The sequence below is a fragment of the Janthinobacterium sp. 67 genome (assembly GCF_002797895.1).
Taxonomy (GTDB): domain Bacteria; phylum Pseudomonadota; class Gammaproteobacteria; order Burkholderiales; family Burkholderiaceae_D; genus Janthinobacterium.
This window is the reverse complement of sequence record NZ_PGES01000001.1, coordinates 203411-221554: the sequence shown is the minus strand read 5'-3', so window position 1 is coordinate 221554 and position 18144 is coordinate 203411. Positions and strand designations below refer to the sequence as shown.

Sequence of the window (18144 nt, the reverse complement as noted above, 5' to 3'; positions counted from 1 at the left end):
GCTGATGGCTTTTACGGTGCTCTTGTCAGGAGACGGCGTGCTGGTGATCGGCATCGCCGCCGTGCTGCCGCGCGCCGAAGCCCGCCTGCGCATCCGCGCCGCCGTGCGCGAGGCGATGGCGACATGGCTGAAGCTGGACACCGAGGCGATCTCGGTGGCGTCGACGCCGGGCGCCCCGCCCCGTTTGCTGTTTCCCGGCGGCGTTGCGGGCCTGTCGTTCAGCCATGACGAAGGACTCTCGCTGGCCGCCATCAACCTGCACGGCGCCGTTGGCGTCGACGCGATGCGCGTGCAGGACATTGCCGACTGGTTCACTCTGGCGCGCGATTACCTGGGGCCGCAGGTGGCCGAAGCACTGGCAGCCTGCCCCGACGCACAGCGCCCATTGGCGCTGGCGCAAGCGTGGACGGCGCGCGAGGCGGCGCTCAAGTGTGCGGGCAGACAGTTGGCGGAGTGGGATGATGTAGCATTGAATTGTCACTTGCAAGCTGTGGAGACACCGCAAAATTTCGTGGCTATGTTAGCGACAATCCGGGGTCAGACCCGACGGGTCTGACCCCAGCTTTACGCTGTTGGGTTGATTCCCTCTCAATCCTCCTTACCATCATCAGCCCCACCGATCTGGACGAAAATCAGTTTTGCGATAATACTGACGAGCAGTCCCAGCACCCCGATCAATTCCAGCATGGCCTTTCCTTTGCAGTGACAGCAGACCAGGCACTGTAGCGCGAACGGCGGGACCGGGCCAATATCAAATCAGGCAGTCTCCGATCTCGAAAAGGCATACGATTGATTTCCATCAGACAGTTCCGCTACTTTGTCGAAGTCGTCGATGCGGGCAGCTACTCGCGCGCGGCGGAAAAATTGTACATCGCGCAGTCGGCCCTGAGCCGGCAGATCAAGGAGCTCGAGGGCGAAGTGCAGGCGCTGCTGCTCACGCGCGACGCGCGCCATATCGAGCTCACGCCCGCGGGCCAGGTGTTCTATGAACGGGCCAAGCGCATCCTCGACGACATCGAGGAAACCGTGCGCCAGGCGCGTCACGTGGGACAAGGCGAGCAAGGCATCATCCGCCTGCTGCATTCGAGCTCCGTCACCCTCACGCCCGCCATCGGCGCCGTGCTGAACCGCCTGCTGGCGCAGTTCCCCGGCGTTTCGCTCGATGTATCGAAGGGATCGTCGGAAAACCAGGCGGCCGACATCGAGGAAGGCCGCGCCGACCTGGGCCTCGTGCGCCTGCCCACCCTGCGCAAGCACGCCAACATCGTCGTGCGCGAACTGTTTGCGGAAAAGCTGGTGGTGGCCGTATCGTCGGCGTCGCCGCTGGCCGCGCTGGAACGCACGACGATAGCCGCCCTGCACGATGAAGCCTTCGTCTCGATCCCGCACAAGGACCGGGGAGGCCTCAGCTATCTGGTGGCGGGCATGTGCCTGGCGCAGGGATTTTTTCCGAAGGCGGCGCGCGCCCTGTCGCGCAAGACGTCGCAGCTGAACCTGATCGAAGCCAATATGGGCATCGCCATCGTCCCGGACAGCATGCGCCTGGTGGCGCCGCCGGGCGTGCGTTTCATCGCCCTGCCCGACGAGGAATCGCATTCCGTCGTGGGATTGATCTCGCCGCGCGCGGCCAGCGGCATGGTGGCCGCGTTTACGGAAGCGTTCGTGCGCGAGATGGCCAGACTGCCGGCCGCTTAACCTTCCGCATACAGCGCCGCATCCACGTCGCGCACGGCCGCCATCAGCAAGGCCAGCTTCATGACGTCAAGCTGGCCATCCGTGCGCACGCGCGAGCACAGGTCGATACCGTAAGGGCGCACCTGGCGCAGCGCGTCCATCACATTGTTCGCATCGAGGCCGCCGGCAAGGAAGACGGGACGGGGGCTGGCGCGCACGAAGCGGGCGCTGACGGACCAGTCGTGCGTGCGGCCCGTGCCGCCCAGTTCCGGCACCGCCGCGCCGGGGCGGCCCGAGTCGAGCAGGAAGGCATGGACGTGGGGAGCATAGGCGGGAATCAGGTCGAGCGCCTCCGGCCCCTCCACGTGGATCACCTGCACGCGCCGCACGTGCGGCAGCAAACGCGCCAGTTTCTCGACTTCGCCCGGGTCGATATGGCCAACGATCTGCACGGTGGACGGCTGCGTGGCGCGCACGTGTTCGGCGATGGCTTGCGCCGTCGTCTCGGACGTCAGCAGGAAGGTGGCCACGGGCGGCGGCGTCCAGGCGGCGATCTGCGCGATGCGCGCGTCGGGAATCGGGCCGGGGCCGGACGGCATGGCCGCCACCAGGCCCAGCGCATCGGCGCCGGCGGCAATGGCCAGTTGCGCTTCGTCGATGGAAGCGATGCAGCAAATCTTGATGCGGGTTCTCATGGCCTGGCGTGTGCAGTCTGGATGATCAACATTACAACACAGGGCGGCGCGCGCGCCAAGACACGCGGTCAAGGCCGTGCGCGATTGTGTGCCAGAATGGCTGCATTGCCCACTTCCAGACGATGCCATGGCCGACTACAAAAACCCCAGCTACGTGGCCCGCTCCATGCACCCGCGTTTCGATGAACTGACCTCGCCCGGCGAAACCGCGCCGTATTCGGGCATCTACCGCTGCGACGGCTGCGCGCATGAAATCGTGTCGACGGAAGGCCACGTCATGCCGCCGCAAAACCACCACCAGCACAGCAGCGAACAGGGGCCGATTCTTTGGCGCCTGATCGTCAGCCCGCGCTGATTGACACGCGCCATGCGGCGGACGATACTTGATTCATCGGGGGTTGCCATTGGAAGCCGTACATGCGTCTCGTCGACTTTGAAGTCCGCAAGGAGTGCCCGCCGCAGTTGTGCGACTGCGAGCGCGGGCGGCTGCTCGACGATCCGCAGGCGGACGTTTCCATCCTGCGCCTGAATCTGACGGAAGAAAAACGCCTGCTGGCGCACATCGAGGGCATCGCCACGTATTCTCAGCTGAGGAAGCTGCAACTGCTGTTGCAGAAAAACCTGGGCGTCGAACTGCAGATCGCGCCGGGCAGCGGCGAGGTACGCACCGTGCGCGGCTTCCAGATCCGCCTGCTGGAGCGCCCCGGCCTGTGCCGCAAGACGCGCGCCGCCATCCCGGCCGCCGTGCGGCGCTGCCTGGCCGCCCATCCCGAGATCGCGTTTGCGATATTGAATGAAAACGATTTGCTCGGTGGGATGTGAGCCGGCACCATTGTTGGCGTATGTGCGAATGTCGGATTACGCTCCGCTAATCCGACCTACGCCGTCACGCTGGCTCGGATGGGAATGACCTTGCCCTTGGCCTCGCGCGCCCGCAACTGTCCGCAGCCGCCTTCCACGTCCTGTCCCGCCGAATCGCGCAATTTGGTCAGCACGCCGCGCTCGTGCAGGGCGGCGGCAATGGCGCGCGCCTTGTCCCAGCTGGGGCGCTTGAACGGCAAGTCTTCGATGGTGTTATACGGGATCATGTTGAGCACCGCATATTTGCCCTTCAGGAGTGCGACGATGCCATCCATCTCATCGTCACCGTCGTTGACGCCTTCCATCAGGGTCCACTGGTATTGCACCGGGTAGCCGGTCAGGCGCGCATACGACTCGCCAAAGTCCACCAGTTCGCGCGGCGACAGCTTTGGGGCGCGCGGCAGCAGCTGTTCGCGCAACGCCGGCCTGGTCGTATGCAAGGAGAGCGCCAGCGCCGGCTTGACCCTGCCTTGCGGCAGGCGCTCGAAGGCGCGCGGGTCGCCCACGGTGGAAAATACGAGGTTCTTGTGGCCGATATTGCCCTCGGTGCCCAGCAATTCGATGGCTTCCATCACGTTGTTCAGGTTATGCGCCGGTTCGCCCATGCCCATGAAGACGACTTTTTTCACCGGACGCAGGGTGCGCGCCAGCACCACTTGCGCGACGATTTCTCCGCTGGTCACTTGCCGGATCAAGCCGTCGCGACCCGTCATGCAGAACTGGCAGCCCACGGCGCAGCCGACCTGGCTCGATACGCACAGGCCGTCGCGCGGCAGCAGCACGCTTTCCACCGTCTGGCCATCGCGCAGCCCCACCAGCAGGCGCGCGGAACCGTCGGCGCCCGGATGGGTGCTAATCAACTTCAGCATGCCCTGCAATTCCAGGTCGAGCGCGGGCAAGGCCAAGCGCACGGGCAGCGGCAGAAAATCCTCGGCGCGGCGCCGGCCCTGGTCGTGCGGCTGCGCCTGTATCCAGTCGCGCAGCACGCGCTGTTCGTGCAGGGGCTTGGCGCCCAAGGCGCGCAGGCGCTGGCGGATGGTATCGATTTGCATGGCGTCCGGATAAAAAAACGGCGCGCTGGAATGAAGCCGGCGCGCCGTGTTACGGGTAAAAGCGTTAGACCTTCTTGACGAATTCCGTCTTCAGGCTCATGGAACCGAAACCGTCGATCTTGCAGTCGATATCGTGGTCGCTGTCGACCAGGCGGATGTTCTTGACCTTGGTGCCCATCTTGACGACACCGCCGCCGCCCTTCAATTTCAAGTCCTTGATGACGCTGACCGTGTCGCCATCCTGCAGGATGTTGCCGGCCGAATCGCGGTACACCTTGGCGCCCTCTTCCACCGCTTCGGCGGCCGTGGCCGACCATTCATGCGCGCATTCAGGGCAGATCAACTGGCTGCCGTCTTCGTACGTGAATTCGGATTTGCATTGCGGGCATGGTGGTAATGTGCTCATTTTTTTCTCTGTCTGGTGAACAGCGTGTGCTGTAAAAGCCGACATTATACCGCCTACGCCCCGCATCAGCGGCCTTGTTTCACCATCATTGTCAAGGCCGGTGAATAATCTCGATGGTGCTGTGGACGATTTCCTCGTGGATGCCGATGCGCGCGCGCAGCTCGGCGGCCGTCAATGCGGCATCGCGGCTGACGACGGACAAGGCGCACGAGTACAGCTGCTTGCCGACTCGCCACACGTGCAGGTCGACGATGCGCGGCGTATCGCCTGCGCTTTCCACTTCCACCGCCTCGCGGATTTCATCCACCACGGGGTGGTCCATCTCGCGGTCCAACAAGACCTTGCCCGTTTCCTGCATCAGCTTTTTCGCCCACAGCGCCACCAGCACGGCACCCGCGATGCCCATCACGGGATCGAGCCACTGCCAGCCGTAAGCCCACGCGCCGGCCAGCGCGACGATGGCCAGCACGGATGTGGCGGCATCGGCCAGCACGTGGAGGTACGCAGCCTTCATGTTCAAGTCTTCCCCATGGCCATGGTGGTCATGGTGGCCATGGTGGTCATGCCCGTGGCCGTGACCATGATGATGGCCGTGGTCGTGATGCCCGCCGAGGATCAGCGCGCACACGAGGTTGACCAGCAGGCCAAAGGTCGCCACCGCCATGGCCTGCGGGTAGTGAATGGCTTGCGGCGAGAACAGGCGCTCGACGGAGGCCACGACCATCAGCACGGCCACGCCCAGCAGCAGGATGGCGCTCGTGTAGCCGGCCAGTACTTCGATCTTCCACGTGCCGAAGGCAAAGCGGGAGTCGCGCGCATAGCGGCGCGCGGCCGCATACGCAAACGCGGCCAAGCCGATGGCCAGCGCGTGCGAACTCATATGCCAGCCATCGGCCAGCAGGGCCATGGAGTTGTACCACCAGCCGGCGGCGATTTCCAGCGCCATGGTGGCCAGGGTGATCCACATGACGATGCGCGCGCGGCGTTCGGCCTTGCCATTGCTGCTGTCAAAAACGTGGTCGTGCTGCCAGGCGGAGAGGTCTTCCTTGATGAATGGCGCTTGCATGCCGTTCTCCTTATTTGAGGTAGGTGCGCAGGATGCCCGCGATGTCGTCGGCGCCCCTGGCCCGCTCCTCGCCGGAGATAGCGGGACTGGCCACGTGCTCACGCAAGTGTTCCTCGATGACTTCGGCCATCAGGCCGTTGACGGCGCCGCGCACGGCGGCGATCAGCTGCAGCACTTCGCCGCAGTCGCGCCCTTCTTCCAGGCCCCGCTCCAGACCTTCCACCTGCCCTCGGATGCGCTTCACGCGATTGAGCAGCTTGCTCTTGTTGTGCGCCGTGTGTCCCATGATCCCACCTCGATAAATACTATAGGGGGGTATACTATCAGAAACGGCTGCGGCCGCGTCAAGGCGCTGGCGCGATCTTTTGCAGCTTGCTGGCCAGCGAGGCATCGGACAGTTCGCCCAGGTGCGTGTCGACCAGGCGTCCTTGCGCGTCATAAAACAGGGTAGTAGGCAGGGCCGAGGAACCGGCCGCCTTGCCCAGCGCCGCCCCGCTGTCGAGCACCACATTGCGCAGGGTCACGCCGCTCCTGTCCAGGAAAGCGCCGGCGGCCGCCGCATCCTCGCGCTGGTTCGCATACACGAAGACGATATCGGCGCGCGTCCGCTGCGCGGCGGCCAGCACGGGCATCTCGCGCCGGCACGGCGGGCACCAGCTGGCCCACAGGTTGACCACCAGCGGCTTGCCGCCGGCCAGCGCGCCCAATGTCGTTGGTGCGCCATCGATGCCATGCAGCGCCACGGCCGGCAAGGCCGTCGGCTTGTCGAAAGCGAGCGAGATCCCGGCGCTCAACACGCCCCAGGCCAGCGTACCGGAGGCCACGCTGATGGCCAAAGGGCGGCGCATGGCCGTCATGGCGGGACGCCGGCAGCGCCACGCGGCGATGGCCAGGGCGGCCGCGATGCCGGCCGGCGCAAGAAAGCCGCCATCGCGGATATTGATGATGGACCACGGCGCCGCCAGGTACTGTTCGTGCCAGCGCAGCACGAAGGCCAGCCGCGCCGCCAGCAGGCCGGCGATCAGCATGTCGGAAACGAGGGGGCCGGCGTCCGGCAGCTGGCGGTAGCGCCGCAGCCAGGCCGCCACGCCATAGGCGACGCACAGGGAAAGGAACAGCAGGACGAGGCCCGTGGGCAGGGCCAGGGGGCCGATTTGCAGGGACAGCATGGGCACTTTCATCGACAGTCAGGGCGCCCATTGTGCCTCATGCTCCGCCGGGCAGCGCCACGCGGCGAAGTCGGGCGGGCGTTTTTCCTACGCCAGGCACCGCAGAACGCCTATCGCGCCGGCGGCCGGCCATGGGCATCATGGATGCCTGACTCACTAGCAGGGGCACAGCATGAAAAAAGACATGAACGCCGTTGTTGCGAAAGGCACGCCGGCACGGGCACAGGCACATAGAGGCTGGACCCTGGGCGCGCTGGCACTGGGGGCGGCGTGGCTGTTTGTCCGCAGCCGCAGCCGGCAGGCCGAGCGCGCGCATCCGCCCGCCGGCCATTTTCTCGACGTGCACGGCACGCGCCTGCACTACCTGAGCCAGGGCGAAGGCCCCGTCATCGTGCTGTTGCACGGAAACGGCGTCATCGCCGAGGATTTTCGCCATGCGGGCCTGTTCGACCAACTGGCGCGCACGCACCGCGTGATCGCCTTCGACCGGCCCGGCTTTGGCTACAGCGGCCGGCCGCGCGGCACGCTGTGGACGCCGGCCGCCCAGGCCGCGCTGCTGGCGGCCGCGCTCGAGCAGCTGGGCGTGCGCCACGCCGTCGTGCTGGCACACTCCTGGGGCACGCTGGTGGCGATCTCGATGGCCCTGCAGCAGCCGCAACTGGTGCAGGCCCTGGTGCTCGCTTCCGGCTACTACTATCCCAGCGTGCGCTTCGATGTGCTGACGGCAACGCCGGCCATTCCCGTCATCGGCGATGTGCTCAGCCATACCATCTCGCCCCTGCTGGGGCGCCTGATGTGGCCCCTGTCGGTCAAACGCGCGTTCGCACCCGCGCCAGTGCCGGACAGCTTCAAGCGCCTGTCGCCGTGGATGATGCTGCGTCCCGGCCAGTTGCGCGCCGAGGCGGAAGAAACGGCCATGATGATCCCGAGCGCGGCGGCGCTGCGCAAACACTACCCGGAGCTGCGCATGCCCGTGTCCATCGTGGCCGGACGCGAGGATGCGATCGTCAGCGCCAGCGACCATTCCGCGCGCCTGCACGAGGAGCTGGACAACAGCGAACTGACCTTGCTGCCCGGCGCCGGCCACATGATCCAGCACCTGTCGCAAGCTACGCTGCTGCGCGAAACGGTGCGGGCCGGCTACGGCGCGGGCATCGGCAGCACCACGCCCGCCTGAGCGGAACATCGACAGGGAAAGGCTTTCCGGCTATTTACATCACGTTGTGATATATTTGGCGCCTTTCCCTCACTAGGCCGCCGCGATGCCCCCTGCACCTCCCGCCACACTCGGCAAGCATGACTTCACGACCCTGTCGGAATTTCGCTATCAGATGCGGCGCTTCGAGCGCTTCTCCGATGACGTGATCCAGGCGCACGGCATCACGCCGCTGCAATACCTGCTGCTGTTGCATATCAAGGGGTACCCGGGCCGCGACTGGGCCACGGTGGGCGAACTGGCCGAACGGCTGCAGGCCAAACCGCACGGCGTCGTGGCGCTGGTCACGCGCTGCGAGGCATCGGGTCTGGTAGAGCGCCGCCACAGCAGCGCCGACCGGCGCCGTGTCGAAATCCACCTGCTGGCCGACGGCGAAGCCATGCTGGCCAAGCTGGCGCAATTGCACCGCACGGAATTGCTGTCCCTCGAAGGCGTGTTCACCATCCCGAAACTGGCGGGTGACGGCCATGCATAAATACGATACGCGGCGCGACTTCGATGGCCAGGCGCGGCTGATCCTCATCTCCGGTCTCGCCGTCGTGGTCGGCGCACTGAGCACCGTGACGGCCTGGGTGCTGCTGCGCGCGATCCACTTCTTCAGCAACCTGTTTTTCTTCCAAAAATTCTCGACCGGCTTCACGTCGCCGGCCGGCCACGCGCTGGGCATCTGGGTCATCGTCGTGCCCGTGCTCGGTGGCCTCGTCATCGGACTGATCGCCCGCTATGGCACGGAGCAGATACGCGGGCACGGCATTCCCGAAGCCATCGAGGCGATCCTGTTCAAGAAAAGCCTGATGTCGCCCAAGGTGGCCGTGCTCAAGCCGCTGGCGTCGGCCATCGCCATCGGCAGCGGCGGACCGTTCGGCGCCGAAGGGCCGATCATCATGACGGGCGGCGCCGTCGGCTCGCTGCTGGCGCAGCACTTTCACCTGAGCGCGGCCGAGCGCAAGACGCTGCTCGTGGCAGGCGCCGTGGCGGGCATGACGGCGGTGTTCGGCACGCCCGTGGCGGCGCTGCTGCTGGCCGTGGAACTGCTGCTGTTTGAATTGCGGCCGCGCAGCCTGGCGCCGGTGGCGATTGCCTGCGTCATCGCCGGCTTCCTGCGCCCGGCGCTGATCGACAGCGGCCCGCTGTTCCCGCTGCAGAGCGCGGCGCTGCCGCCATCGGCATTGCTGTCCTGCCTGATCGCCGGCTTGCTGTGCGGCGCGCTGGCCTGGCTGTTGTCGACGTCGCTGTACCGCGTGGAAGACCTGTTTCACCGGTTGCCGTGCCACTGGATGTGGTGGCCGGCCATCGGCGGCCTGGCGGTGGGCATCGGCGGCTATTTCCAGCCGCGCGCGCTGGGCGTGGGCTACGACGTGATCGCCGACCTGCTGCACAACCATATCGCGGCCGGTGCACTGCTCGCGCTGCTGGCCGTCAAGGCCGTGATCTGGCTGCTGGCGCTCGGTTCGGGCACCTCGGGCGGCGTGCTGGCGCCGCTGCTGATGCTGGGCGCCGGCCTGGGTGCCCTGCTGGGCCCCTACCTGCCCGGCAGCGAGCCTGCCATCTGGCCGCTCGTCTTCATGGCAGCCACCCTGGGCGGCATGATGCGCGCGCCCATCATGGCCGTGGCCTTCGCGTTTGAACTCACGCACGACGTCAATGCGCTGCTGCCTGTGATGGCCGCGTCGGCAGTCGCCTATGCCTTCACCGTGACCACCATGCACCGCTCCATCCTGACGGAAAAAATCGCCCGCCGCGGCTACCATATCTACCGCGAGTACGGCATCGATCCCATGGAACGCCATAGCGTGGCCGAAGTGATGACGCCAGCGCCGCTCGGCATCGACGCCGGCGCGCGCCTTGCCGACGTGCTGGCCAGCCATTTCGGCGAAACCCAGCGCCATCGCGCCTTTCCGGTCACGCGCGACGGCGCGCTCGTTGGCATGCTGGACCGTTCCACCCTGCTGCGGCACCTGCCCGGCAACGGCGACCTGACGGCCGGCGAGCTGTTCGGCGTGAACATGCCGGTCGTCGCCCTGGCCGATGAAACGTGCCGCGCCCTGGCGACCCGCCTGGCCGTGCACGAACTCGAACGCCTGCCCGTCGTCAGCGACGCCAAAACCTTGCGCCTGATCGGCGTCGTCAGCCGCAGCGACCTGGTCAAGCCCGCGCTGAACCTGGATGGCGAAGAGCTGCAACGGCAGACCGTGCGGCGCCTCTGGCCGCTGCAGCGCCAGCGATAAAAAGAGTTCAGGTGAGCAGCGCCTCCTTGCGCACGAAATGCATGGCTTGCGGCTGGTCCACCAGCACGCACCGCTTGCCCGTGCGCTTGCAGTGGTCGTGCACGCGCCAGTAGGCGTCGTGGCTGACGCAGCCCGTCTGGCAAATCACCAGGTCGGCCGCCACCAGGCCCGCTTCCAGCGCCGCCGCGTCGTCGGCGCCATCGTCGCCGCCCGCGTGGTGCAGGAAGCGCCCGCCGGCCTGTTCGATGGCCAGCTGCGCCACGTTGGCGCCGGCGGCCTGCTGGCCCGCATTCTGCTCCAGACAGCTGCCCACATACAGCACGGCTTTTTCGCGCACATCGGCCTGCAAGGCGGGCGCGGGCAGCCACTGCAGGCGCAGCAATTCGCGCATCAGGTCCTGCACGCGCTCGCCGAGCCACTCGACCTTGCGCGCCAGCCGGGCGCGCGTCGGCAAGCCGGGCACGCTGGCCGCCAGCTCGGCCAGTTCGTCGCGCGCCAGCGCCAGCCTGGTATCGCGGATCACGACCTGCGCCCGCGCGCGCATCAGTTCCGACTCCAGCTGCGCGATGCGGGCCGCCTGCGCAGCCAGTTGCGCACTGCAGCGCGCCTGCGCGCGGCCATATTCCCCGATCAGCACGCGATGCTCGTGCGCGATCGCGTCCTCGTTGCCATACACACTGCCCATCATGCCCTCCTTCACCGCCATGGCGCCAGCCCATGCTACCCCATGGATCCGCATTATAAATGAGAATCATTGTTATTTGTGTATGCGCGCGTGCGCTGTAGGGGTATGCGGTGGCCGCCAGCATCAGGCAGCCGGCGGGCAAGACAGCAGGCGCCGCCAGACGTCGTCCTGCACCTGCCGCACATGCCGCAGGCCGTCGGGGCCACGATAGATGTCCAGCGTGTTCGGCCACGCCATATCAATGAACAACTGCCGTGCAGGATCGATCAGCAGGGACTGCCCCACATAGTTACCCTTGATCTCGCCCTTGTTCACGGTCAGCACGCGCGCGCCGTCCGCAAGCACACGCTCATCGAGCGCCACGCCGCTGCGCTCGGCCACGTCGCGCAGCCAGCGTTCGCGCCAGCGGGCCTGCTCCCCGAACTGCCCCATGGGCGGCCGGTCCAGCTTGACGACGGCCGCCACGGGACCGCCTATGCCCGCCTGCAGCGAAAAGCCCATGCGCTCCTGCAGTTCGACCGTGTAGGCCTCGCCCTTGACGTCGATCCGGTAGCGCCCCGTCCCGTCCTGCAGCAGCAGGTCGGCCTGATGATAGGCAGGCTTGACGCAACTGGCGTACTGATGGACGAGCACGTCGAGGAACGGTGAGGCGGCCGGGGTGGATGCCGCCATGGCGGGCGACAGGCTGGCGCACAAGGCGGCGATCGCAGCGCGATAATAGGTATTCATATTGCGTCCATATAAATGAACGACACGCGCCCGACCAGGGACCGGCGTATGTGCTGGCCGCTACTGCATGAGATGAGGGGACGGCGCTGGCCGCTGCGTGGCCAGCGGGGCCACGCGGAGCGCGGCAGAATGGCGATTCGGATAGCCTCGCGCCCCTTAGGGCGCTCCGTCTTCGCATCCCACCGTTCCGTCCAGACAAATAAAAAAGCCTCCCGCAGGGAGGCTTTTTTATTTGATTCTGGCGGAGACGGTGTCCGTAGAACATCCCTATGAAAAACGGCGCATACTTCGGCGCTACCCCCCTGCCTACCCCCCTAGAACGACTGGGGTGGAAAGGTTGTTAGTCAATGGCAAAGTGAATCGCCAGGAGTCTGCCAGACAACCGCGAACCGTTCAAAATTGCTTCGTTAACGCTCTGCTAGCGAGAGCCAGTCATCAGAACCGTGACGGCAAACGGGATGTAGCACATTTCGATTTAGTCGACGATATACTGCCTGGCGTCCTAAATTGGAGTCTACCAAACTTAGGAAAATATAAGCCAGCGTCAGCCAGTTCGACTACAAATAACGAAGTAATGCCGGCTAACTGGGTATCGATGCAATGCATTCAGCGCCATCTTGGGCGACTGTGCAGTCTAGTGCGCCATCGCGGGTAAGGCAGGCCATTTTTGTTCAAGAACAAAGCTAGTGCAGCCACCAAGGACGTTTTTGTCCATACAGTTTGTCTCGACGCAAGCGACTCCATTTCTCGAGACGGTCATTCAATTCCGCATGCAGCGTCACGAAGAATCGTCCGAAAGAATTCGCGGCAACAGAGCTCAATGGCCACATCTGATAACGAGCATCGGCTATCTTCAAGAACAGGCGCGAATGCCTCCAGAAGTCTTCTTTAAACGGCGCACGCAACATTAATTCGAACCAGTGGCGTGTCCATCTATTTCGCTGATAAGCCTGCCAGGCGGCCTCTCTTGCCTCTCCAACCATGCCAGTCGCGCCTGCGTACTGCCCCAACAACCTAAGGGACTGCGGGCATTCGTCGCGGAAGCCTGCAACCGTGAGAGCGCGGCAAAGATTGACTGGCTCTCCAATCGCTAATTGCTGAGCAATATAATCGTCAAGTGCTCTCCCTTGCTCGGCACTCTCCGCCGCGTAAACCTCATATGCGATTTCAGTGTCGCTCTGCGCGAGGTTCAGTCTATCGAAACAGATTTGAGATACGTCGAGCAAATCTGCGCTGCGCCAGAGTAACCAGGTAAAGACTGAAATGCCGTGGTAGCTACGGACGACCTTCGTCAGGGGCTTATGGTGCGCCAATGCCAGCAACGGCTTCGCATCTTTCCGGACATGGGTAAAACCCATTACCAGTTGCTGCCAAAAGTGAGCAATCAAACGCTGCTGAGTAGGCCCCGCAGCCCTTATCCATTCAAGCCACGTCTCAGCAGCAACGGGGTCCGCGAGGACGATAGCCTCCACACAGTCCTGACTGAGATGGTCCAATGCCAATCTGGCGTCAGCGTCAGAAAGCTTGGAGTCAAAAGCAAAATAACTGGTCCATGCGGCATCCTGCCAAGCATCCCAAGCCTTCTCACTCTCTTCGTCTGTCATCGGTTCAAATGAATTTCGTAAACGTTCATCTGGAATACGGGACGAAAGCACTGGGGGCAGCAAGTCGGAGTCTCTAACTTCCCTCTCTTCGATGGCCACCAAGTTGGGGGCGTAGTTCAGATTGAGAACACGTTGTAATGCGCCTGCCACTGCAGCGGCCACAGCAGCGACGCCTTCGGCGCCGCAACGAGCTATGAGACCGTACGAAGACAAAGCCATTCTTTGGAGCGCAGCATTTGGCTCAATCATACGCATGCGACATGCCGCGGCTAATACGCGTGAGCCGGCGTGCTCCTCTAATGCCTCACGGCGGCTGTGCAGAGCGGACGCACTCCAATCCGAATCAACGACTATTTGAACGAGGCCAGAGTCCTCTGTTCGAGCGACCGCTGCAAGTGCGTGAGCACGAATTAGCCAATCCGAATGGCACACCAACTGCGGCAACGACTCCCTAAAGGCGCTAGGTAGCGAAGTGTTCGAGTAAGCAACGAAGAGCAAGGCGTTGCACAACTTTGTCGTGTCGCCTCCACTCTCTATGCGCCTCCACTCTCTTTCGATAACGCCATCTTCAGCAGCTTTCAACATTTCCACCGAGCGGCGAGCGATGCCAGTGTTGGCGCACTTTTGAAAGAGCGCGAATTGCTCATTGCCATCGAGATGTGGCAATACTGCCTCGGTCGCGTAGTGCTGCACGAAAGGTGCGTCCTGCTTGTTGAGTCCGCGCGCGGCTTCATTCCCACTACACTCGATTGCGATGTTGGTCAGCGCCGGGACGAGCGAAGGCTCTATCAACGCACTGGCACCTAACAGTGGTTGAATGCCTTGGCGCAGCGGCAGTTTATCTCGCCTCAACACGTCAGATATCAGTTCCCTATATTTTTTGGACGCCAATTCAGGCATGAATCGGCAGATGCCTGTTGCAGCATTTTCGAAGAAATGCTGTTCCGCCGTTTGTCCCATGAGCATGTATAAATCATCGGGTTTGGTGTCTGCAAACTTGGCCGCGGTTTCCGCCAAATTTGCGGGAATAATAGTCGTAGGGTCGCACGGGTCGACCGCACACATTTTTTCTCTCAACGACCATGACTCCCTCGGGCCGTCGGATTGCGTCAGTTCTTCCTAGAGCGCTTTTGCCTCCGCGCTGTCGAGTAATGCTCCGGTCGATGTCAACAGACGCCACAATGCCCACTTTCCTTTCTCGGACACTTCTGGTTCGCGCAGCCTTGAGCTCTCACGCAAAATAGCGCCGCGAGTTTTTTCCCAGTCTTCAGTGTTGTACTGGACCAGTTGCAGGAATTCGTCATGCAAGCTGTAAAAACTCGATAACAGAGAGGTCCCCAAGGACCAGACCACCATCTGTTGAGCGAACGGGGCTAGTGATTGGCCACGCATTAACAAGAACGCCAGCGAATGGTAGGGTTTAACGTCACGGCTGATGCACACGCCGTTCACTTCGTCCAGAATCGTCCTCTCCGCTTGCGACAGGTTTCGCAGTCGTTCCTCATATTCCTTCTGGCGATTCTGAACTTGGACCTTTTTCTCCGCCTGGTCAATACCCCCAATATTATCGACAGCATCGGAACGTAAGGTAAGCCACGTCGCTATGCGCTCATGCATCGTGGCCCAAGCTTGGCTGTCATCACGAATCGCACTGAGGGTGGCACCTATGAGACCATTATCCGGGGAATGCCCTTTCTCAATCGCGAATTGAGCTGCATCGAGGACCAGGCCAGTTCGGCGACGCGCCAAGCCAAGAAGAGCGACTTCTTCATTCGACGGTCTGTTCTGCAAATTGCAATATCTGCAGAACAGAACAGCACCAACCTTAGAGTCTTTGCCGGCATCCAAAAACGCGACCATCACGGCCGCGAGCATTGCATCGGCAGTAAAATCGAGCGCCTCAATCGGCTCAATCAAACGTTCAAGGTGTTCAGCTGGGTCACGACCATTGCGTACCTCCTTGTCCAGCTCGGAAACAATCCAAAGCCCTAGCGCGAGTGACAGTCCGTTCCGATGGATGGCGTAGTGATTACTCTCCCACGGGACCGGCTGGAAAAATTGGCTGTCAGCAGCTGCACTTAGACCCGCAACGAAATCGGTGGAATACACATCCAGGTCATTGGTTTGTTTTGCGTTGACGCGGCGCATAAATTCGGCCGCAAGTCCCTGCAAAGTCTGCGCGAATTTTCTCGGCTCGAGCTGCACGGCGCTGTCTCGACATGCTTTGTTCATGTATTCGAACAGCAGTCGCTCAGGATGCAATTCTTCTAGTCCATTTATTTCGCGTTTGTCTAACACCTCGAGCGCAATGCCCAACAGACGTGGATTTCTGAGCGCAACAAACACCTGTGGCGGCATTTGGTTTCGCTCAATTTCAAGCGACTTCAAAATTTCAGACAGCTCTTGCTCAGTCCACTCCGGGACGTTTAGCTGTCGACACGGTGAGGCCACCGTATCAGCTACGCGCTGCGCAACCTCCGGCCGAGCTGAGACAATGAGCCTTCCACCAATCGACTGAACGTAGGCCGAGAGCGACTCAATCCACTGTCGCCAATTTACATCCGGAGATTGATTAATACCGTCCAGGTAAACGACCAACCGGGCGCGTTCAGCCTGCGGCGATGTCTCCCATGTTTTCAGTCGTCGGCGCCAGCGCTTTAGAGCATCGCCATGTATGGTCTGCTCCGACTGCATCGCAAGCTTATTTGCGACGAATCCTTCCAAGTCATACAGACGCGCAGGGTCTCTACACTCATCGGGAAGAATGAAGACTAGAATCGGTGAGTGCGCCAGTTCATTCCAAGTCGAAGCTAGTAGCCAAGTCTTCCCTGCCCCTTCGCAGCCTTGCAGCATCCAGAATCCTTCGTCTGGTGGCGAGGTAAGCGCTACCGCAAGCTCATTCGCCAACGCAGGGCGCGCTCGGTAGTTGCCGGCGTTGCTGTCGAAAGGCGCAACCGGTTGATGGAGGATTCCTCGAGCAACCCGAACGCTGGCGAAAATTTTCTTGAACCATTTCTCACTGCTCGCACGTGCATAGCTGAAAGATGCGAGCGGGCTGGTTAGCCTCGACAACATCTCAGCCGGCAATCGGCTGTCGACCCTGGATTCCATTTCAGAAAGCGCCCCCGCTATCCTCTCTGCTTTGTCAGGAAGATTTTCTGCAAAAAAACGTCGAGCGACTTCAGTGGCTAAGGAGAGGAGCACTGCCAATGCTGGCTGGCGTAAACTAGATTCTTCCCAATCCAACAACAGCAGCTCGATGCCAATGTCATCACAGGCCTTCGCGTAGAATTCAGCGTGCTGTGCGCTCACTGGACACGTAACTGCCAGCACGAAGAGGTCAATATGCTCAACGCCCCGCACACCAAGTTCCAACAGCTTGTCGGAAACAGCGGGCCTTTTCAAGTCGCCGACGTATCGTTTTGCCTCGAAATACACGGTCCCGTCGTCACCATCCCGCCCGCCCTGCGAACCGCTCGCAGCGAGCCTAAATGACCGGCCGCAGGCATGTGTCAAAACTTCCGCGACCAGCCCTTCGAAGCCGTCAGGTCCCGCAGCATTCAACGCTATCATTCCTTCCCGCAGCACATCTAGGTAATCTAGCGGCTTGCCGGTGCTATCTGAGTTTTTCTCTGCTGGTGATTGCATGCGTCGCGAAAGTAAGAGGTCTGGACAATAGCAGCACGTTACCGAATTTGGATTCAGTTGCAGGGCTGGTCGTTCTGAATAGAATACCATTTGCCTGCAGGAATAAAGCGTCTAGCGACGACAGCTCTGCACCCAGCGACGATAAACAAGGGCCAGGCACTACAAAAATCTGTAAATAGGCGCAAGTAGACGGTAATCCCCCCATTTTTAGAGCGCGCTAAAAGTAGAGGTTAATTGGCCAAGGCAAGCCTCTGTTTTGGTGTGATGCCGCCAAGTGCCATGTTGGGCCGGTCGTGATTGTGAGTCCACAGCCAGCGGGTTGCAAAATCCTGGATCTCATCGAGCGTTTCAAACAGATGATGAGCCAACCCGTCGTAGCGCACCATTCGGTTATAGCGCTCGACATAAGCATTCTGTTGCGGCTGGCCAGTCTGAATGAAGTCGATGCGAATACCGCGTTTGGCGGCCCAGGCCAACGTCACAGCGCTGATGTACTCCGGGCCCTTATCGCAGCGAATGACCTGGGGTTTGCCACGCCATTCGATGATTCTGTCAACGGACCGGATGACCCGTTCAGACGGCAATGAGAAATCAACCTCGATACTGAGCCCCTCAGGCGGTCACGTGGAATGTCGAGTTGCAGCTCTCCGTCCGGCGTCAGAACCTTCTTGGGCATGGTGCCGTTTCTATGACTCTTGCTCGTCGCATCCTCGTTGGCCAAGTGATGTGTCAATTCGGCCGCCAGCATTCGCTCGGCCAGCATCTTCTTGAGCTGGCCGGCCAAGCCAGAGTCACCGGGAATAGACTCAGCGTTCTTGTCCTGAACTTGGGCCAGCAGCTGGTCGATCAGCTCACCTGGGAATGGATACGGCTCTTTCTTCTTGCGGGGTTTCTTGGTAGTCATCGTGTCGGTCATGGAACATCCCTATCGGTATTATTTCATGGCCCCGTTTCACACAGAAATTCTTACAGGCTCGACCCCAGCACCGAACCGCTGTCGGGATTGCCTCCCTTCAGGCATCCTTCACACGTTGAGCACGAAGTGCGAATAAGCAGGTGTGAAGTTAGCTAACCGGCCCGCCGGTTAGCTAACTTCACCTATCCTGCCCCG

Annotated in this window: 17 protein-coding genes and 2 pseudogenes; 7 read left to right on the top strand and 12 right to left on the bottom strand. The window is 62.2% G+C overall.

Features of this window, described 5'->3' with window-relative positions:
• The first annotated feature begins 16 nt into the window (after window positions 1–16).
• Window positions 17–556: a 4'-phosphopantetheinyl transferase family protein gene (locus tag CLU90_RS00985; protein ID WP_157808699.1), complete on the top strand. Its 540-nt coding sequence runs from the start codon at window positions 17–19 to the stop codon at window positions 554–556.
• Window positions 557–789: 233 nt separating this feature from the next.
• Window positions 790–1695 (top strand): LysR family transcriptional regulator, encoded by a 906-nt coding sequence (locus tag CLU90_RS00980; protein WP_092712616.1) that lies wholly within the window; start codon window positions 790–792, stop codon window positions 1693–1695.
• Here CLU90_RS00980 and CLU90_RS00975 read toward each other — a convergent pair.
• Complete coding sequence (locus CLU90_RS00975) at window positions 1692–2369, bottom strand: phosphoribosylanthranilate isomerase (protein ID WP_092712614.1); 678 nt, start codon at window positions 2367–2369, stop codon at window positions 1692–1694. The genes CLU90_RS00980 and CLU90_RS00975 overlap by 4 nt on opposite strands.
• 127 nt (window positions 2370–2496) lie before the next feature.
• Between CLU90_RS00975 and CLU90_RS00970 the strand changes: the two genes are divergently transcribed.
• Together CLU90_RS00970 and CLU90_RS00965 are read left to right on the top strand one after the other, a co-directional pair.
• Window positions 2497–2724 carry a hypothetical protein gene (locus CLU90_RS00970; RefSeq protein ID WP_092712612.1) on the top strand — a complete coding sequence of 76 codons (228 nt, stop codon included), beginning with the start codon at window positions 2497–2499 and terminating at the stop codon, window positions 2722–2724.
• Between the two features lie 62 nt (window positions 2725–2786).
• Window positions 2787–3191 carry a hypothetical protein gene (locus CLU90_RS00965; RefSeq protein ID WP_092712610.1) on the top strand — a complete coding sequence of 135 codons (405 nt, stop codon included), beginning with the start codon at window positions 2787–2789 and terminating at the stop codon, window positions 3189–3191.
• A gap of 56 nt (window positions 3192–3247) precedes the next feature.
• Here CLU90_RS00965 and CLU90_RS00960 read toward each other — a convergent pair whose 3' ends face one another.
• From CLU90_RS00960 to CLU90_RS00940, 5 genes are all read right to left on the bottom strand, one after another.
• The gene (locus tag CLU90_RS00960; protein WP_092712608.1) at window positions 3248–4282 is read right to left on the bottom strand and encodes an RNA methyltransferase; all 1035 of its coding nucleotides are present in this window, start codon (window positions 4280–4282) and stop codon (window positions 3248–3250) included.
• Between the two features lie 64 nt (window positions 4283–4346).
• Entirely contained in the window at window positions 4347–4688 is a 342-nt protein-coding gene (locus tag CLU90_RS00955) for a zinc ribbon domain-containing protein YjdM (protein WP_092712606.1), read from the bottom strand.
• 91 nt (window positions 4689–4779) lie between these two features.
• Window positions 4780–5754 carry a CDF family Co(II)/Ni(II) efflux transporter DmeF gene (dmeF, locus tag CLU90_RS00950; RefSeq protein WP_092712604.1) on the bottom strand — a complete coding sequence of 325 codons (975 nt, stop codon included), beginning with the start codon at window positions 5752–5754 and terminating at the stop codon, window positions 4780–4782.
• 10 nt (window positions 5755–5764) lie between these two features.
• Entirely contained in the window at window positions 5765–6040 is a 276-nt protein-coding gene (locus tag CLU90_RS00945; RefSeq protein ID WP_092712602.1) for a metal/formaldehyde-sensitive transcriptional repressor, read from the bottom strand.
• A 58-nt stretch (window positions 6041–6098) separates the two neighbouring features.
• Window positions 6099–6923, bottom strand: a complete 825-nt coding sequence (locus CLU90_RS00940) for a TlpA disulfide reductase family protein (RefSeq protein ID WP_092712599.1) — start codon at window positions 6921–6923, stop codon at window positions 6099–6101.
• Window positions 6924–7107: 184 nt separating this feature from the next.
• On the opposite strand from CLU90_RS00940, the gene CLU90_RS00935 reads away from it, so the two are divergent.
• From CLU90_RS00935 to CLU90_RS00925, 3 genes are all read left to right on the top strand, one after another.
• The gene (locus CLU90_RS00935) at window positions 7108–8100 is read left to right on the top strand and encodes an alpha/beta fold hydrolase (RefSeq protein WP_092712597.1); all 993 of its coding nucleotides are present in this window, start codon (window positions 7108–7110) and stop codon (window positions 8098–8100) included.
• Between the two features lie 85 nt (window positions 8101–8185).
• Window positions 8186–8614: a MarR family winged helix-turn-helix transcriptional regulator gene (locus CLU90_RS00930; protein ID WP_092712591.1), complete on the top strand. Its 429-nt coding sequence runs from the start codon at window positions 8186–8188 to the stop codon at window positions 8612–8614.
• Complete coding sequence (locus tag CLU90_RS00925) at window positions 8607–10367, top strand: chloride channel protein (RefSeq protein WP_100426948.1); 1761 nt, start codon at window positions 8607–8609, stop codon at window positions 10365–10367. Before CLU90_RS00930 ends, CLU90_RS00925 begins: the two co-directional genes overlap by 8 nt.
• 7 nt (window positions 10368–10374) lie before the next feature.
• Here the strand turns inward: CLU90_RS00925 and CLU90_RS00920 are convergent, their stop codons facing one another.
• The 6 genes and pseudogenes from CLU90_RS00920 to CLU90_RS00895 form a co-directional block, all read right to left on the bottom strand.
• Window positions 10375–10911: a DUF2325 domain-containing protein gene (locus tag CLU90_RS00920; protein WP_232731359.1), complete on the bottom strand. Its 537-nt coding sequence runs from the start codon at window positions 10909–10911 to the stop codon at window positions 10375–10377.
• Between the two features lie 264 nt (window positions 10912–11175).
• Window positions 11176–11781 (bottom strand): hypothetical protein, encoded by a 606-nt coding sequence (locus CLU90_RS00915; RefSeq protein ID WP_092712540.1) that lies wholly within the window; start codon window positions 11779–11781, stop codon window positions 11176–11178.
• 683 nt (window positions 11782–12464) lie between these two features.
• Window positions 12465–14450, bottom strand: a complete 1986-nt coding sequence (locus tag CLU90_RS00910) for a hypothetical protein (protein WP_100426947.1) — start codon at window positions 14448–14450, stop codon at window positions 12465–12467.
• 54 nt (window positions 14451–14504) lie between these two features.
• Window positions 14505–17033: a hypothetical protein gene (locus CLU90_RS00905; protein WP_157808698.1), complete on the bottom strand. Its 2529-nt coding sequence runs from the start codon at window positions 17031–17033 to the stop codon at window positions 14505–14507.
• A 230-nt stretch (window positions 17034–17263) separates the two neighbouring features.
• Window positions 17264–17647, bottom strand: a pseudogene (locus CLU90_RS00900) (integrase core domain-containing protein); the annotation flags it as partial.
• Window positions 17648–17649: 2 nt separating this feature from the next.
• Window positions 17650–17949 (bottom strand): annotated as a pseudogene (locus tag CLU90_RS00895) (transposase); the annotation flags it as partial.
• Between the last annotated feature and the right edge of the window lie 195 nt (window positions 17950–18144).

Bases quoted from the DNA above. Each gene is read 5' to 3' on its own strand.
- CLU90_RS00975 (WP_092712614.1), bottom strand. From the start codon at position 2,369: ATGAGAACCCGCATCAAGATTTGCTGCATCGCTTCCATCGACGAAGCG.
- CLU90_RS00970 (WP_092712612.1), top strand. From the start codon at position 2,497: ATGGCCGACTACAAAAACCCCAGCTACGTGGCCCGCTCCATGCACCCG.
- CLU90_RS00965 (WP_092712610.1), top strand. From the start codon at position 2,787: ATGCGTCTCGTCGACTTTGAAGTCCGCAAGGAGTGCCCGCCGCAGTTG.
- CLU90_RS00960 (WP_092712608.1), bottom strand. From the start codon at position 4,282: ATGCAAATCGATACCATCCGCCAGCGCCTGCGCGCCTTGGGCGCCAAG.
- CLU90_RS00955 (WP_092712606.1), bottom strand. From the start codon at position 4,688: ATGAGCACATTACCACCATGCCCGCAATGCAAATCCGAATTCACGTAC.
- dmeF (WP_092712604.1), bottom strand. From the start codon at position 5,754: ATGCAAGCGCCATTCATCAAGGAAGACCTCTCCGCCTGGCAGCACGAC.
- CLU90_RS00945 (WP_092712602.1), bottom strand. From the start codon at position 6,040: ATGGGACACACGGCGCACAACAAGAGCAAGCTGCTCAATCGCGTGAAG.
- CLU90_RS00940 (WP_092712599.1), bottom strand. From the start codon at position 6,923: ATGCTGTCCCTGCAAATCGGCCCCCTGGCCCTGCCCACGGGCCTCGTC.
- CLU90_RS00935 (WP_092712597.1), top strand. From the start codon at position 7,108: ATGAACGCCGTTGTTGCGAAAGGCACGCCGGCACGGGCACAGGCACAT.
- CLU90_RS00930 (WP_092712591.1), top strand. From the start codon at position 8,186: ATGCCCCCTGCACCTCCCGCCACACTCGGCAAGCATGACTTCACGACC.
- CLU90_RS00925 (WP_100426948.1), top strand. From the start codon at position 8,607: ATGCATAAATACGATACGCGGCGCGACTTCGATGGCCAGGCGCGGCTG.
- CLU90_RS00920 (WP_232731359.1), bottom strand. From the start codon at position 10,911: ATGCGCGCGCGGGCGCAGGTCGTGATCCGCGATACCAGGCTGGCGCTG.
- CLU90_RS00915 (WP_092712540.1), bottom strand. From the start codon at position 11,781: ATGAATACCTATTATCGCGCTGCGATCGCCGCCTTGTGCGCCAGCCTG.
- CLU90_RS00910 (WP_100426947.1), bottom strand. From the start codon at position 14,450: ATGTGTGCGGTCGACCCGTGCGACCCTACGACTATTATTCCCGCAAAT.
- CLU90_RS00905 (WP_157808698.1), bottom strand. From the start codon at position 17,033: ATGCAATCACCAGCAGAGAAAAACTCAGATAGCACCGGCAAGCCGCTA.